Origin of the sequence: Mesorhizobium escarrei, assembly GCF_935825525.1 — a bacterium.
Classification (GTDB): domain Bacteria; phylum Pseudomonadota; class Alphaproteobacteria; order Rhizobiales; family Rhizobiaceae; genus Mesorhizobium; species Mesorhizobium escarrei.
Window position 1 is genome coordinate 17200 of sequence record NZ_CAKXZT010000140.1, and the last position, 15039, is coordinate 32238.

Below are 15039 nucleotides of genomic sequence, written 5' to 3' on the forward strand. Positions count from 1 at the left end.
TCGGCCTGGATCCAGGCGCCCGAGGTGCGTCGACGATTAGCTGGTTGGTGGCCCCGTTAGGGCAAGGCAACGATATCGCGCGAGGCCCGCGGTCGCCATCAGAGACAGATCGGTAAAACCGGCACCTGGAAGCGCTGGCGTCTATCGCCTCGGCGTGTATGCGCTGTCCATCTTTTCGCCGCGTATCGGCAGCGCTATGTCGTCGTCCAGGAGCCGGGTGATCCGGGCAAAGCCCGCAAAAGCCTTTCTTGCTTCCTCGGCAGACATCTGACCTGCCAGTGCCGCAGCGCAGCAATTCAGCGCGCATTGATACACCGGGCCGCGCCTACCTTTCGGCCAGTGGCGCAAAAACGTCATCGCTTCGCTGACATTGTCGATTTCTTCCGCAGGTCTTCCATGCCCGCGCGCAATTCGCACCGGCGTAAAGAATTGCAGGCGATTCATCTTTTCCTCCCGTCGATCGCGATGCGTTCGATCGAACCTAGTTAAATTCACGGCCAGCCAATTGGTTCCCGGCAAAAACGCCCACTGCCTTGATAAACGGCAGCGGGCCGGCTGGGTGAATCGCCACTCATCGCGCGAGTTCTCGCCGTCACGGAACGTTCGGTGGAGTGGTGCATTTCGACATCAGCGATGTCTTTCTGGGAAATGCCAGCCTATGAAAATAGCCCATGTGGCGCCGCTCCACGAATCCGTGCCGCCTCGGCTCTATGGAGGCACGGAGCGCATTGTCTCCTATTTGACTGAAGGATTGGTCGAGCTAGGCCATGACGTAACTTTGTTCGCCAGTGGCGATACAAGGACCTCGGCAGAATTAGTGCCATGTCGCGAGCGTGCGCTGCGTCTTGACCAAAGCCCGCTGAAATCCGAGACAGCCGCCCACCTTTTGATGCTTTCCGAGGTGAGGAAACGATCTCAAGACTTTGATATCATTCATTTCCACCTCAGCCATTTCCTGCATTTTTCATTCTTCGAGCACATCCATGAGAGGACGGTGACGACGCCGCATGGCAGGCTCGACTACGTCGATCTGGCACCGGCCTATAAGCGTTTTCCGCGCTTTCCGATGATCTCCGTGTCCGGCACCCAAAGGACGGGGCTGGCCGACGCCAACTGGCTGGCGACGATCCACCACGGGCTGCCGACCGAACTCTACAAGCCGGTTTTCGAGCCGAGCCCAGGGGAGCCCTACCTCGCCTTCCTTGGCCGGATGTCGCGCGACAAGCGTCCGGATCGTGCCATCGAGATCGCGCTGCGCTCGGGGCTGAAACTGAAGCTTGCAGCAAAGATCGGCGACGACGACCGGGCTTATTTCCGCAAAATGGTCGAGCCGCTGGTTGATGGTGACCGTGTCGACTATGTCGGCGAGATCGAGGAAGACAAAAAGGCGGAATTCCTCGGCAAGGCGGCCGGCCTCGTATTCCCGATCGACTGGCCGGAGCCGTTCGGTCTTGCCGTCATAGAAGCGATGGCCTGCGGCACGCCGGTGATCGGCTGGAACTGCGGCGCCTTGCCGGAAATCGTCGACCAAGGCGTGACCGGTTTTATCGTGGATTCCATGGAACGGGCGGTTGCCTCGGTGCCCGACTTGCTGCGGCTCGACAGGCGGAAGGTGCGGGCTGTCTTCGAAAGGCGGTTTTCTGCCAAAAGAATGACCCGCGACTACGTTTCCGCCTATGCGCGCCTGATCGGCGCCTCGGCCGAAGCAAGACTGTCGTGAACGGCATTACCTCGGGGGACGAAACGAGGGAGATATGTAGAGAATGGCTCAACTCGACGAGCGCAGGCTTGATCCCGCGGTAGCACTTGCGTCCCTGGACGCCACCGCACCTCGAGAGCCGCATCGGCTGTTCGCCCTCAAGCAAGGCGATTGTTTTGCCGTGGCCGACGCCTACGGCGATATCCGCGGCGCCGGCGACGGTTTCTTCCGTGATGACACGCGAGTGCTTTCCGAATTCCGGCTGACCGTCGGCGACCGGCAGACATCGCTGCTCGGTGCGTCGCTCAGCCAGGACAATGTGCTCTTCACCTCCAACCTGACCAATCTGCCGATGCAGAGCGTCCGCGGCCGAGATATTTCGCAGGGCGCGATCCATATCGAACGCGTCAGGCTGCTTTGGCAGGACCGGCTGTTTGAACGCATCACCCTTTCCAACTACAGCCAGGAACAGTCCACCATCCGCGTTTCGCTGCATTTTGCCGCCGATTTCCGCGACATGTTCGAAGTGCGGGGCTCGACAAGGCTGAAGCGCGGCATGGCCCATGCTGCCAAGACGGATGCGACATGCGTGCTGCTTCGCTACGACGGGTTGGACGGGCTGGCGCGGATATCGGCGATATCGTTCTCGCAGGCGCCAGACCAGCTGACGGGCGACCGAGCGGACTTCCTGATTGCCGTGACGAGGCGCAGCAGCAAGGTGCTGTATGTCGAAGTCGGTCCCGAAGTGGCGGAAACGCCGAACCGCGATCGCTTCCGCGCCGCCGCGGCCCGGGCTCGCTTCGGCATGCGGGCCAAGCGCCGCCATGGTGCTACGGTGCACAGTTCCGGGCGCGTCTTCAACGATTGGGTCGAGCGCGCCCGCGCCGATGTGGCGCTGCTGACAACCGAGCTTACGACCGGGCCCTACCCCTATGCGGGCATCCCCTGGTTTTCGACGGCGTTCGGCCGCGACGGCGTGATCTCCGCCTTGCAGATGCTGTGGCTCAACCCGGGCTTGGCGCGAGGCGTGCTGGCCTTCCTTGCCCAACACCAGGCGACGGAGACATCGCCGTTCAGCGATTCGCAGCCGGGCAAGATCATGCACGAAACCCGCAAGGGCGAAATGGCGGCGCTGCGGGAACTCCCCTTCGGCCGCTACTATGGCGGTGTCGACACGACGCCGCTCTACATCCATCTCGCCTGCGCCTATGCGGACCGTACCGGTGACATGGCGTTCGTCGACAGCCTGTGGCCGTCGCTCTGCGCTGCGGCTGAATGGACCGAGGAGGCAAGCCGGCCGACCGGCTTCGTCACCTATCAGCGTGCCGCCGAGTCCGGCCTCGCCAACCAGGGATGGAAGGACAGCCACGATTCCGTCTTCCATGCCGACGGCCGAACTCCCAAGGGACCGATCGCCCTGGTGGAGGTGCAAGGCTACGCCTTTGCCGCGTTCCGGGGGTTGGCGGCGCTCGCCCGCCGCCGCGGCGAGATCGACAGGGCCGATCATTGGCAGAGCAGCGCGGAGGCCATGCGCGCCGCTGTGGAACGCCATTTCTGGCTGGACGACCCCGGCTTCTATGCCTTGGCGATCGACGGCGCCGGCGAGCCGTGCAAGGTGCGGACGTCTAATGTCGGGCACCTTCTCTATGTCGGCCTCCCCGCGCCGGCACGGGCGCAGATGGTCGCCGACCAGCTGCTTTCGGCGTCCTTCCATTCGGGCTGGGGGCTGAGAACGCTCGCCGACGATGCTGTGTTCTTCAACCCGATGTCATACCACAACGGCTCGATTTGGCCGCATGACACCGCCATTTGCGGCGCCGGTCTGGCACGCTTTGGCGAGCGTGAAAACGTGATCCGGCTGATGAGCAGCACCTTTGAATCGGCTGTCCATTTCAACATGCGGTTGCCCGAGCTGTTCTGCGGCTTTACCCGCGCGCCGGGCGAAGCGCCGATCGCCTATCCCGTCGCCTGCCTGCCGCAGGCGTGGTCGGCTGGGTCTGCCTTCATGCTGATGCAGGCCTGCCTCGGCCTCGAGATCGACGGCTGGGCCGGCGAAATCCACGTCACCCGTCCCAGGCTGCCGATTGGTATCGACACGCTCACGCTGAGGCATCTTGGCGTTGGCACCAGCAAGGTGGATCTGACGTTCCAGCGTGTCGGCGATCGGGTTGTCGCCTTTCTCGCCGACCGGCATGAGGGGTTAGTACCGCTCATCGTGCGAACCTAGTTGGGTGCGGACCTAGCCTGGCTTTCGCATGCAACCAACCGCGGAGCTGCAATTAGAGGAACCGATGGCCCGTCTGCGCGTTCCGACGCACGGCAGCTTGTCATGATTGGCGGCTGAATTCGAAAACAACAAAATGGCCACCGATCGGCCGGAGACAGTCGTTGTTCCAATGTCAGAGTTTGGCATAGAGGTACTCTGGGTTCTAATCATTGCAAGCCTTGGCCTTTCAGCTGTTGCCCTGGTGTTCTCGATATCCCACCGGCGCCGCATACCAGCGGCCGCATTCACCGCAGGCGATGACGTGGCTTCGGAGGCCCGCACGGTGCTGCGGGAGTTTGAAAAGAATGGCCACTCGGCCGATGCAGCGCTGATCACATGGTCGCCAGACACGTTGCGCAAGATCCTGGCCGACGATCTGCCGGAGACGCAGGTGATCGTCGTATCCAACCGCGAGCCCTACATCCACAACACTAGGGATGATGGCATTGAGCTCCTGGTGCCGGCCAGCGGGCTGGTTTCGGCGCTTGAGCCGATCACCCGCGCCTGCGCCGGCACCTGGATAGCGTATGGCGGCGGAACAGCGGACCGTCTCACCGTCGATGAGAACGACCGTGTTGAGGTGCCGCCTGGCAATCCGTCCTACACGCTGCGCAGGGTCTGGCTGACCGAGGAAGAATACCACGCCTATTATCTGGGCTTCGCCAATGAAGGTCTGTGGCCGCTTTGCCATATCGCCTTCACCCGCCCGATTTTTCGCGCCTCGGATTGGGAGGCCTATGAGGCTGTCAACCGGAAGTTCGCCGATACAGTGGTTGCCGAAGCGCGCAACGAGCGGCCGATTGTGCTGGTCCAGGACTACCACTTCGCGCTCTTGCCGCGCATGATCCGTGAGCGCCTGCCCGAGGCGATCATCATTACTTTCTGGCATATCCCATGGCCCAACTCCGAAGTTTACAGCATCTGTCCATGGCGTGAACGGATCCTGGAAGGTTTGCTGGGCAGCTCCATCATCGGCTTCCATACGCAGTTTCATGCCAATAATTTCACCGAGAGCGTCGATCGCTTCCTGGAAAGCCGGATAGAACGGGCGGACGCGGCGATCTCCTATGGCGGGCAAACGACGCTGGTGCACGCTTACCCCATTTCCATAGAATGGCCGGCCGAAATGCTGGCAAGATTGCCGGCTGTCGAGGAATGCCGTGCCCGTATCCGCGAAAGATTCGGGCTGCCGGCAAACGCCAAACTGTGCGTCGGCGTCGAGCGCCTCGACTACACCAAAGGGATTATCGATCGCTTTCACGCCTTGGACGAATTGTTCACGCGACATCCCGAATGGGTAGGCAAAGTGGTTTTCCTGCAAGTCGCGGCGCCCAGCCGGGGCACATTGCCGGCCTACCAGCAACTTCATGACGAATGCCTTCGCTATGCCGAAGAGCTCAGCCAGCGCTATGGCGGCGCGAACTACAATCCCGTCCTGATGCTCGCCGAGCATCACTCGCAGGAGCAGGTCTACGAGATCTATCGCGCCGCCGACATATGCATGGTCACCAGCCTGCATGACGGCATGAACCTGGTGGCCAAGGAATTCGTCGCGGCGCGCGACGACGAACAGGGCGTGCTGCTGCTCAGCACCTTTGCCGGCGCTTCGCGCGAACTCCTGGAGGCACTGATCGTCAACCCCTATGATGCGACCATGATGAGCGAGGCCCTGCTGCAGGCGCTGACCATGACGCGGGACGAGCAGCGCGAGCGCATGCGGCCCATGCGCGAGATGGTCCGCGACAACAATGTCTATCGCTGGGCCGGCAGCATGCTGCTGGACGCTGCCCGCCTTCGCAAACGCGGTGATCTCGACCGGGTGACTGGCAACGGCGAGCGGCCATCCAGCAGCAACAATGTCATTTCCCTCTTCGAGCGGGCACGAAAGGCGGCGTCGTGACGGACCTGAGACTGCCGCTGGCCCCCGACCTGCCGGACGAGCAATGGGCGCTTTTTCTCGATATCGACGGCACCTTGCTGGAACATGCCGCTCATCCCGACGCTGTCTTCGTCGGTGATGAACTGCGTCAGCTTCTCGGAGGAATCGAGCGAAGGCTGGGCGGCGCCCTCGCCTTCATCACCGGACGTTCGGTCTCTGCCGTCGACAGATTGTTTCATCCCCTGAAGCTGCGCGTTGCAGGGCTGTACGGGCTAGAGCATCGGTTGACGCCGGACGGCCAGGTCGACATTGCCGACGCTCCGGCGGATATCGCGGCCCTTGCCGACGAGATCGAGGCCGAACTGGGTGGAGGCAAGGTATATGTCGAGCGCAAAGGGCCGGTCTTGGCCATCCATACCCGCGCTGCGCCGCAACTGCTTGCCCGGGCAACGCAGCTTGTCGAACAGGCATTGACGCAGCTTCCGCCCGGGTATCGCGTGATTGCGGGAAACGCTGGCGTTGAACTCATGCCGCTGGAAGCCGTCAAAGGTGCTGCTATCCGGCGTTTCATGGAAACCCCGCCCTTTGCCGGCCGGCGGCCGGTGTTCCTCGGGGATGACACCTCGGACGAACACGGTTTCGAGGCAATAAACGAGGCCAACGGCATCTCTATCCGCGTGAAGCCGCGCGGGCCGACGGTTGCAAGCTACGGTCTCGGCGACGTGACCGAGGCAATAGCCTGGCTCGAGGCCAATTTCGGTGCGGCGCGGGTGTCCTGATCGCGATCCCGGTAATCCTCAGACAGGCTCGCGCCGTGCATGAATGCCGATTGGTTCCGGTTCAGCCGATCTTCCCGTCCACGATGTGAATGCGGCGGTCCATGCGCGCCGCCATGTCGAGATCATGCGTCACTGCCACGACGGTCTTGCCGCCCTCGCGCACCAAATTCTCCAGGATTGCGAAGACCTGCTCGGAGCTCTTGCTGTCGAGGCTCCCCGTCGGCTCATCGGCGAGGATAAGCGGCGGGTCGTTGGCGAGCGAGCGTGCTACCGCGACGCGCTGACGCTGGCCGCCCGAGAGTTGGTCAGGCCGCTTGTCGAGATGTTCGCCGAGCCCCAGGGATGAAAGCAGCTCACCGGCCCGTTCGCGCATCTGAGGCCGCGCCAACCGGCCAAGCTTGCGCATTGGGATTTCGACATTTTCGCGCGCCGTGAACTCCGGCAGCAGAAAATGAAACTGGAACACGAAGCCCAGCATCGAAAGCCTGGTCCGCGCGCGCTCCCTTTCATTCATCGGCTCGGCGTCGCGGCCGCCTATTGTCAACGTCCCGGCGGTCGGCCGGTCGAGCAGCCCGAGCAGATAGAGCAATGACGATTTCCCGGAGCCGGAGGGACCGGTGACGGCGACGAATTCTCTTTCGTCGATCGCGAGCGTGATGTCCTTGACCAGCGTGACGGGAACCGTCTCGGGCAACACGCGGGTCAGTTGCCTGGTCTCGATGAGTGCGCTCATGACGCGCCTCTGATGATCTCGACGGGGTTCAGGCGCGCCGCACGACGCGCCGGCAGGTAGCCAGCGACTGCTGCCGAGCCCAGCGCGAAGGCCGACGCGATGACGTAGTGCGTCAAGCTCCAGGCGATCGGCAGCCGGGTCATCTCCTGGCCGGTCGCGGCGATCTCGAAACGCACCAGCGACAGCGCGTAGGTCATGGAGACGCCGAGCAGCCCGCCGAGCACGGAGCCGGCAGCGCCGATCGCGACGCCTTCAAGCAGAAAGAGCCGGCGCATGTCGGACTCCGGGAAGCCAAGCGACTTCATGATGGCGATGTCGCGCGCCTTTTCGTGCGTGATGGTGGAGATGATGTTGTAGATGCCGAAGCCAGCGACCAGCATGATCGCGCCGACAACGGTGTACATGATGACGTTGCGTACGACGAGCGCTTCGAGGATCGATTCGTTGGCCTCCTGCCACGCCACCGCCTTGTAGCCCAGTTCGGCCTCGGCACGCTGCGCCACCGCCGGAGCGCGGTCAGGATCGTCGAGCTTGATGCGGATATCGTTGATGGCGTTCGGACGCGCCGAGAGAATCTGCGCGTTTTTCAGAAGCACATAGGCCTCACCTTCGTCGCGCGCGGTGGTGCCGGTGTGGAATAGGCCAGCGATCTTGAAGTTGCGCGTCAGTCCCTCGGCGGAAACCGCCGTTATCGTGTCGCCAAACCCGGCGCCGAGCCGGCTCGCCATCGTGTCGCCGATGAGCACGTTGTTGCCGCCCGCGGCAAGCGCCGAAAAGCTGCCTTCGACGAAGTTTCCGACAATCGGCGACACGCCGGGCTCGCGCTCCGGTTCGATGCCAATGATCGCCGCGCCGACTTCGCGGCTGGAAAAACGGATCACACCCTGCGTTTTGAGGCTTGCCGCGAACCGACCGGGAATCCAGCTCTCCAGCCAGGAGGTCGCGGCCGTCGGGTTGATGATGCCGCGGCGATCGTCGCGCGGCCTAAGCCCGGAAATCGCCACTGTCGCGAAGGCGTCCTCGGCCGGTTGACGGCGGGCCGTGCGCTGCTCGTCAGTGATGTCGACATGCGGCATCGTGTCGACGAGCTGCCTGACGAAATCGTCCTGCCCGCCCTGCATCAGCGCCGCCATGGCGATGGAGAATCCGACACCGACCGCAACGCCGATCACGGCAACCAGTGTCTGGCGACCGCGGCCGGCAATGTGCGTGAGGGCGATGTCGAAGATGAGCGGCATCGTTGCTTCATCACTCCTGGGCGCCGGTGAGGCTCACACGCGCGCCGTCGGCGAGGTCGGCGGGATAGGGCGAGATGACGCGCGCCTTCTCGTCGAGTCCCGACAGAACTTCGATGCCATTGGTGCCGCGAATGCCGGTTCGGATCTCACGTCGTCGGGCCTTGTCGCCTTCGGCGACGAACACCTTATTCTTGTCCACAGCAACGGAAGGGATCAACAGCGCATTTTTCGAAACGCGGATGACGATGTTCACGTCGGTCGACATGCCGATACGAAGCGGCGTATCGTCCGGCAGGCGGAAACGGACGCGATAGGTCTTCGTCACCGGATCGCCCTTGGGTGTGATGCTGACGACCACCGCTTCCAGCTTGCGCTGGAGGAACGCGTCGGATTTAAGCAGCGCGCGCTGGCCGACCTCGACCCGGGGTATGTCCTCCTCGTTGACCTCGGCGACCACCAGGAGCGGCTTCGGCTCGCCGACCCAGAATAACACCGTGCCGAGTTCGGCGACCTCACCCACCTCGCCGTCCTGCCTGAGCACGACACCGGCGCTCGGTGCGCGTAACACGTAGGTGTCAAGTCGCGCCTTCTGTCCGGCGACCAACGCTTCGATCTGGCCGAGCTCGCTCTGTGCACGATCGAGAGCCTGCTGGCTCGCCGCACGCCTTTCGGCAAGCACCGTCAGCCGCCGGAGCTCTTCCTGGGCAAGCGCTTGACGCGCTTCGAGTTCGCCAAGCACGGCCCGGGCCTCGCTGTCGTCGAGCCTGGCGAGCACGTCGCCTTGTGCAACCCTCGACCCCTCGCAATTGCATTGCTCGACGATCCTTTCGCGAACCACAGGAGTTACCTTGGCCCAGGTTTGCGGCTCGACAGAGCCACTCGCGTAAACGATTTCCGCCGCGTCGCCGCGTTGTGGCGTCACCACCGAAACCTTGGCCGGCTGCAACAGATACCAGGCGCCGAAAGCAGCCGCAGTCGCGACAATAACGATGCCAACAGTCCAGCGTGTCCGTCGCATGGGACTCTCCATGATCGAATCCGAATGTCGCGCGGTGACAGATAATAGCACTAGACCGACCGTCGGTCTATAAAAGTTGCATAAAGCTCCGGTTCGTGCTCCTCTTGCTCCACCTGCACTTTGTGAGGTTCGATTTGCCCCGAGTGATAAAGCCGCCGGAGATACGATCCGCCGAGCTCCTCGACTGCGCCCAGCGGCTTTTCTTCGAGCATGGCTACGACAACACGACGGTGAACGACATCATCCGCGAGGCCGGCCTGTCGAAAGGCGCGTTCTACCATTATTTCGCATCGAAAGAGGCCCTGCTGGAGGCGCTCGCCACACGTCTCGCCCGCGACAGCTTCACCGAGTTGCAGCCCCTGCTCAACGATCCCTCACTCGATGGGCTTGGCCGGCTCAATGCTCTGTTTGCCGGCTCGCGGCGGCTGAACGTCGAGCTTGCCCCGCAAATGCGCAAGACATTTTTCGTCCTGTTCCGGCCCGAAAACCTTGCCCTCTTCCATCGGGTCGACCAGGCGGCCAGGGAATTGGCCATGCCGATAATCACCGATCTGCTCAGGAAAGGCAGCGACGAAGGCATCTTCGACGTGCCTGACCCGGAAGCCTTCGCCGAGATGTTCTTGCAGCTGCGGCTGATCTTTCGGGATGTAATGCACCGTGCCTTGCTGAAGGCCGAGCGGGGCAATATCGATGAAGCGGCGCGGCTGCTCGACGATCGGCTGCGGCTCTACGGCATCGCGATCGACCGACTTTTGAAGCTGCCCGATGGAACGATAGAAGCAGTGCAACCCGGGTTTGCCCGGGCTTTCCTCGAAGCAGGCCCGTGAGCCGCCGGGCCAGGCCACGGCGCAGCGATTCACCGCGCCCCTCGTTATCCCGGCGTATTTGCCCACGCGCCGACAAAGGGCGGCAGCATAGTGCACATCTATTGTTCGACAGCCTCGCTGCGCAGTCGCTCGGCGAGCGTATCGACCTTCATTTCGGCGGCGGTCGCGGCGCCGACGGCCTCGGCTATCGGCAGCAGGCTGCGCAAGGTCTCGGCAATATAGTCGTAGATCGGCGAGTCGGGCCCGCTACCGGCGAGGCCGGCAGAATTCATCTGCGGCGCCGGCAGCCCTGCGCCGGCGAAGACCATCGGTAGCCTGCCACCCATGTCGACCTCGAAACCCGCCCGCTCGATCGTCTCGATAATCCAGCCGCGGCATTTGCTGAACAGCGGCGCCTCCGGAAAACTGCGGGTGAGCGGCATCGCCATTTCCTGGAAGGCGATGATGCCGCCCGGCCGAAGAAACCCGACAAGCCTGCGCAGGGTTGCGACGGGATCGGGCAGATACATCAGGACGAGCCTGCCGATCACCGCATCGAAAGTCTCGTCGGGCGAGAATGTATCAAGCTCGCCGGTGGTAAAGCGCGTCCAGTAACACTGGCCGGATTCGGTGGCACGCCGCTCGGCGATGCCTATAGCCCCGCCGAGCGATCGACGCCGAACACTTTTCCCGAGGGCCCGACCAGCTTCCCGGCCAGCAAGGAGACGTCGCCGACGCCGCAGCCAATGTCGAGCACGCGCATACCCGGTCCTATCCCCGCGCGGCGCAGGCTGATTGACCAAGGCCAACGCAAACGGTGCCGCCGCTGCCAGGCAAAGCGGAACCAAAAGCCCCGCCCGAACCTTACCAATCTGCTCATACGCCATCGAGTGAGCCTGTGCGTTAAGTCTAATAAAGCAACGGCTCGGTCATGGGTTCCGGTCTGAGATGTTAGCCGAACAGAACACTCGCTACGAAGAGCAGTCGAAAGGCACAATCGAACAGGCAGCGGCGGCGAAGCATATTCTTGTCGTCGATGACGACCCCGAAATTCGCGAAATGCTCGCCAATTACCTGGAGAGCGAGAATTTCAGGGTCAGCGCTGTCGCCGACAGCCGGGCCATGTCGCACGTCTTCAATGAAGACCGGTAGATTTGGTGCTCCTCGACATGCGGCTTGCCGATGAGGACGGGTTTGAAATCATGCGGCAACTCGGCAGTCCGCCGGAAGCGCCGCCCATCATCATCACCGGTCACAGGCGCGACGAGGTGGATCGCGCCATCGGCCTGGAACTCGGAGCTGACGACTACATTACCAAGCCCTTCAGCCTCAGGGAACTGCTTGCGCGCGTTCGCGCCGTACTGCGGCGATCGGGGTCAACGCGCCAGAATTCGCCTGGCAAGAAGCCCAAACGCTACCGCTTTGCCGGCTGGGAACTCGACATGCGGCTGCGGCGCCTGAGGTCGCCCGCGGGGGAAGCGACTCCGCTGACCGCCGGCGAATTCAACCTGCTGGCAGCCTTCCTGCAATCGCCGCAGCAGATCCTGAGCCGCGAGCAGCTTCTCGCTGCTAGCAGAATTCACGACGAAGAGATGTTTGACCGCAGTATCGACGTGCAGATATTGCGACTGCGCCGCAAGCTCGAGGTCAACCCGAGCGAGCCGAAACTCATTGTCACCGAGCGGGGCGCTGGCTACGTCTTCGCTGCCTCAGTCGAGGTGCTGTGACTTTGCCGATGCCCCGTTCTTGGCACGGACAAAGTTCCTGGCAGGGTCAATATGAACGTTCATCGCCTCAGCGCATGCACGCTATCAACATTGCCGCCGCCTATCGGCAGAGCCATGTCTTCGTCGAGCAAGCGCGTGATGCGAGCGAAGCCGGTAAAAGCCTTCCTTGCTTCCTCTGCCGACATCCGGCCCGCCAGAGCCGCGGAGCAGCAATTCACTGCGCATCGGTAGACTGGCCCACGCCGGCCGATTGGCCATTTGCGCAAGAACTCTATCGCTTCGGCTACGCTATCAATTTCTTCGGCAGGGCTTTCCTGCCGGCGCGAAATCCGCACTGGCGTAAAGAATTGCAGGCGATCCATTGTTTCCTCCCGGTCGATCGCTATGCGCCTGATCGAACCTTTAAACTCATTGCTGACCATGTGGTTTCCGGCAAACAGCGCCCGATGGTGAAAAAAGTCGGGCCAAAAACGAAGTCTCTCATATCGTTCGACCGAAATCGAATCACCAAACGTGTCAAAGGAGGCGATCAACCGTTACGCTGCAACGAAACGCGCAGTTCTGATTGAATGTCTTTTAAGGCTAAGCTGGCAAATCAATCGGTTTGCCGGAACTCTATTTGCCGACCATCTCGGCCAGCTTGCGCACCGTGTTCCAATTGCGCGAGGTGCCGATGCCGAGCCGTTTATGGCTTATCGCCGCCACAAGCCGCGAGCTTGGCTTCTCGCGCGAAAAGAAGATCCAGATGTCGCCGCCGACGGCCTGCATCCGTTCACCCTTGCCGACATAGGCCTCCAGTGCCGTAATGGCCTCAGCGGCAACAGGCTTGCGCATCACGCGCACCGCTACCTGATCCGCGCCGGCAGCCGATTCGGCGGGAAACGGGTTGCCGGCCGCAAGCTTCAACCAGTCGTCCGCACGGCGCAAGATGATGTCGACATGGCGGCCGAAGGTGTTTTGGAACGCCGTTTCCAATCGGCGCTCCAGGGCGGCAATCTCTGTTTCTTTCGTCTCGAAAACCAGATTTCCGGTCGCCACCAGCGTGCGCGGGTTGTTCAGCCCCAGGCCTTCTGTCATGGCCCTGAGATCGGACATGACGACACGCCGCCCCTCGCCGAGCACGATGCTGTAAAGCAGAGCGACGTATGTTTGCATGGCAGCCTGTCGATTAGACCAAGCGGCTCTGCTCCACAGCCGCCTCGATGAAGCTGGCAAACAGCGGGTGCGGATCAAGCGGCCGGCTTTTCAGCTCGGGATGATATTGCACGCCGATGAACCAGGGATGGTCCGGATATTCGACCGTTTCCGGCAGCACGCCGTCCGGCGACATGCCGGCAAAGACCAGGCCGCAATCCTCTAGCCGCTCCTTGTAGTCGACATTGACCTCGTAGCGGTGGCGGTGGCGCTCGGAAATCTGCGTGTCGCCATAGATCTCGGCGATCTTCGAGCCCTTGGCGAGGTCCGCCTGATAGGCACCGAGCCGCATGGTGCCGCCGAGATCGCCAGTTTCCCTGCGCTTCTCCAGCATGTTGCCTTTCAGCCATTCCGTCATCAGGCCGACGACCGGTTCCTCGGTCGGACCGAATTCGGTCGACGAGGCATGCTTGACGCCGGCCAGCGAACGCGCTGCCTCGATGCAGGCCATCTGCATGCCGAAGCAGATGCCGAAATACGGCACTTTTCGCTCGCGGGCGAACTTCGCCGCAAGGATCTTGCCTTCCGCGCCGCGCTCGCCAAAACCGCCGGGGACCAGAATGCCGTGGACCTTTTCCAGCCACGGCGCCGGGTCTTCCTTCTCGAATATCTCGCTCTCGATCCAGTCGAGCTTGACCTTGACGTGGTTGGCGAGACCGCCATGCGACAGCGCCTCGATCAGCGATTTGTAGGCGTCCTTGAGGCCGGTATATTTGCCGACGACGGCGATGGTCACCTCGCCTTCCGGATTGTGGATGCGTTTGGACACCGCTTGCCAGGGCTCCATCCGCGGCTTCGGTGCCGGATCGATGCCGAAAGCGGCCAGCACTTCCGAATCCAGCCCTTCATTGTGATAGGCCATCGGCACGTCGTAGATGTGCGGCACGTCGAGCGCCTGGATGACGGCGCTCTCGCGCACATTGCAGAACAGCGACAGTTTGCGGCGCTCTTCCCTGGGGATGGGGCGGTCGGCGCGGACCAGCAGAATGTCGGGCGCGATGCCGATGCCGCGCAATTCCTTGACCGAATGCTGGGTCGGCTTGGTCTTCAATTCGCCCGCCGTTGGAATGTAGGGCATCAGCGTCAGGTGCACGTAGACGGCGTTGTTGCGCGGCAGGTCGTTGCCAAGTTGGCGGATCGCCTCCAGAAACGGCATCGCCTCGATGTCGCCAACGGTGCCGCCGATCTCGCACAGGACGAAGTCATAATCGTCATTGCCGTTGAGGATGAAATTCTTGATTTCGTCGGTGACGTGCGGAATGACCTGCACGGTGGCGCCAAGGTAGTCGCCGCGTCGCTCGCGCTCGATGATGTTCTTGTAGATGCGGCCCGTGGTGATGTTGTCCTGCTGGTTGGCCGAGCGGCCGGTGAAGCGCTCATAGTGGCCAAGATCGAGATCGGTCTCGGCGCCATCATCGGTCACGAAGACTTCGCCATGCTGGTATGGCGACATCGTGCCGGGATCGACATTGAGATAGGGGTCAAGCTTCTTGATGCGCGCGCGATAGCCTCGCGCCTGCAAGAGAGCCCCAAGGGCCGCTGCAGCGATGCCTTTTCCGAGTGAGGAAACCACGCCGCCTGTGATGAATACATATCGCGCCATGGGAGTCATCGCTTAACGCGGCCGAATTGATTCCGCCAGAGAAAAAACCGCCGCGAAGGCTTTTTCCCAACAAGGCGCCCTGGTGATGCCCATGCCG

16 protein-coding genes are annotated in these 15039 nt (G+C 62.3%); 7 read left to right on the forward strand and 9 right to left on the reverse strand.

Annotated features, from left to right (window positions below; all coding sequences use genetic code 11):
* Nucleotides 1–141: 141 nt before the first annotated feature.
* Nucleotides 142–444: a DUF982 domain-containing protein gene (locus NMG80_RS22150; RefSeq protein ID WP_254020089.1), complete on the reverse strand. Its 303-nt coding sequence runs from the start codon at nt 442–444 to the stop codon at nt 142–144.
* A 214-nt stretch (nt 445–658) separates the two neighbouring features.
* Here NMG80_RS22150 and NMG80_RS22155 point away from each other — a divergent pair, with 214 nt between their 5' ends.
* The 4 genes from NMG80_RS22155 to otsB all read left to right on the forward strand — a co-directional run bounded on the left by NMG80_RS22155 (nt 659) and on the right by otsB (nt 6623).
* A complete protein-coding gene (locus NMG80_RS22155) occupies nt 659–1720 on the forward strand; it encodes a glycosyltransferase family 4 protein (protein WP_254020090.1) in 1062 nt (353 codons plus the stop codon).
* A gap of 43 nt (nt 1721–1763) precedes the next feature.
* The gene (locus tag NMG80_RS22160; RefSeq protein WP_254020091.1) at nt 1764–3926 is read left to right on the forward strand and encodes an amylo-alpha-1,6-glucosidase; all 2163 of its coding nucleotides are present in this window, start codon (nt 1764–1766) and stop codon (nt 3924–3926) included.
* A 169-nt stretch (nt 3927–4095) separates the two neighbouring features.
* On the forward strand, nt 4096–5865 hold the full coding sequence (locus NMG80_RS22165; RefSeq protein WP_254020092.1) for an alpha,alpha-trehalose-phosphate synthase (UDP-forming): 1770 nt from the start codon (nt 4096–4098) through the stop codon (nt 5863–5865).
* Nucleotides 5862–6623 (forward strand): trehalose-phosphatase, encoded by a 762-nt coding sequence (gene otsB, locus NMG80_RS22170; RefSeq protein ID WP_254020093.1) that lies wholly within the window; start codon nt 5862–5864, stop codon nt 6621–6623. The genes NMG80_RS22165 and otsB overlap by 4 nt, the downstream gene beginning before the upstream one ends.
* A 61-nt stretch (nt 6624–6684) precedes the next feature.
* Here otsB and NMG80_RS22175 read toward each other — a convergent pair whose 3' ends face one another.
* The 3 genes from NMG80_RS22175 to NMG80_RS22185 are packed head-to-tail and all read right to left on the reverse strand — an operon-like array spanning nt 6685 to nt 9612.
* Nucleotides 6685–7356 carry an ABC transporter ATP-binding protein gene (locus tag NMG80_RS22175; protein ID WP_254020094.1) on the reverse strand — a complete coding sequence of 224 codons (672 nt, stop codon included), beginning with the start codon at nt 7354–7356 and terminating at the stop codon, nt 6685–6687.
* A complete protein-coding gene (locus tag NMG80_RS22180; RefSeq protein WP_254020095.1) occupies nt 7353–8594 on the reverse strand; it encodes an ABC transporter permease in 1242 nt (413 codons plus the stop codon). The genes NMG80_RS22175 and NMG80_RS22180 overlap by 4 nt, the downstream gene beginning before the upstream one ends.
* 10 nt (nt 8595–8604) lie before the next feature.
* Nucleotides 8605–9612: an efflux RND transporter periplasmic adaptor subunit gene (locus NMG80_RS22185; RefSeq protein WP_254020096.1), complete on the reverse strand. Its 1008-nt coding sequence runs from the start codon at nt 9610–9612 to the stop codon at nt 8605–8607.
* Between the two features lie 143 nt (nt 9613–9755).
* On the opposite strand from NMG80_RS22185, the gene NMG80_RS22190 reads away from it, so the two are divergent.
* Complete coding sequence (locus NMG80_RS22190; protein ID WP_254020241.1) at nt 9756–10439, forward strand: TetR/AcrR family transcriptional regulator; 684 nt, start codon at nt 9756–9758, stop codon at nt 10437–10439.
* Between the two features lie 98 nt (nt 10440–10537).
* On the opposite strand, the gene NMG80_RS22195 is transcribed toward NMG80_RS22190, so the two are convergent.
* Both NMG80_RS22195 and NMG80_RS22200 read right to left on the reverse strand, forming a co-directional pair.
* Entirely contained in the window at nt 10538–11074 is a 537-nt protein-coding gene (locus NMG80_RS22195; RefSeq protein ID WP_254020242.1) for a class I SAM-dependent methyltransferase, read from the reverse strand.
* Nucleotides 11071–11181 (reverse strand): methyltransferase domain-containing protein, encoded by a 111-nt coding sequence (locus NMG80_RS22200; protein ID WP_254020243.1) that lies wholly within the window; start codon nt 11179–11181, stop codon nt 11071–11073. Before NMG80_RS22200 ends, NMG80_RS22195 begins: the two co-directional genes overlap by 4 nt.
* A 185-nt stretch (nt 11182–11366) precedes the next feature.
* Here NMG80_RS22200 and NMG80_RS37075 point away from each other — a divergent pair, with 185 nt between their 5' ends.
* The gene (locus tag NMG80_RS37075) at nt 11367–11570 is read left to right on the forward strand and encodes a response regulator (protein WP_301943381.1); all 204 of its coding nucleotides are present in this window, start codon (nt 11367–11369) and stop codon (nt 11568–11570) included.
* 5 nt (nt 11571–11575) lie between these two features.
* Nucleotides 11576–12145, forward strand: coding sequence for a winged helix-turn-helix domain-containing protein (locus NMG80_RS22205; protein ID WP_367185988.1), 570 nt, complete (start codon nt 11576–11578; stop codon nt 12143–12145).
* 59 nt (nt 12146–12204) lie between these two features.
* Here NMG80_RS22205 and NMG80_RS22210 read toward each other — a convergent pair whose 3' ends face one another.
* The 3 genes from NMG80_RS22210 to pyrG form a co-directional block, all read right to left on the reverse strand.
* Complete coding sequence (locus NMG80_RS22210; protein ID WP_367185993.1) at nt 12205–12567, reverse strand: DUF982 domain-containing protein; 363 nt, start codon at nt 12565–12567, stop codon at nt 12205–12207.
* Between the two features lie 193 nt (nt 12568–12760).
* Entirely contained in the window at nt 12761–13300 is a 540-nt protein-coding gene (locus NMG80_RS22215) for a DUF1697 domain-containing protein (protein ID WP_254020097.1), read from the reverse strand.
* Between the two features lie 13 nt (nt 13301–13313).
* Nucleotides 13314–14951 carry a CTP synthase gene (gene pyrG, locus NMG80_RS22220; protein WP_077384098.1) on the reverse strand — a complete coding sequence of 546 codons (1638 nt, stop codon included), beginning with the start codon at nt 14949–14951 and terminating at the stop codon, nt 13314–13316.
* Nucleotides 14952–15039 lie beyond the last annotated feature (88 nt).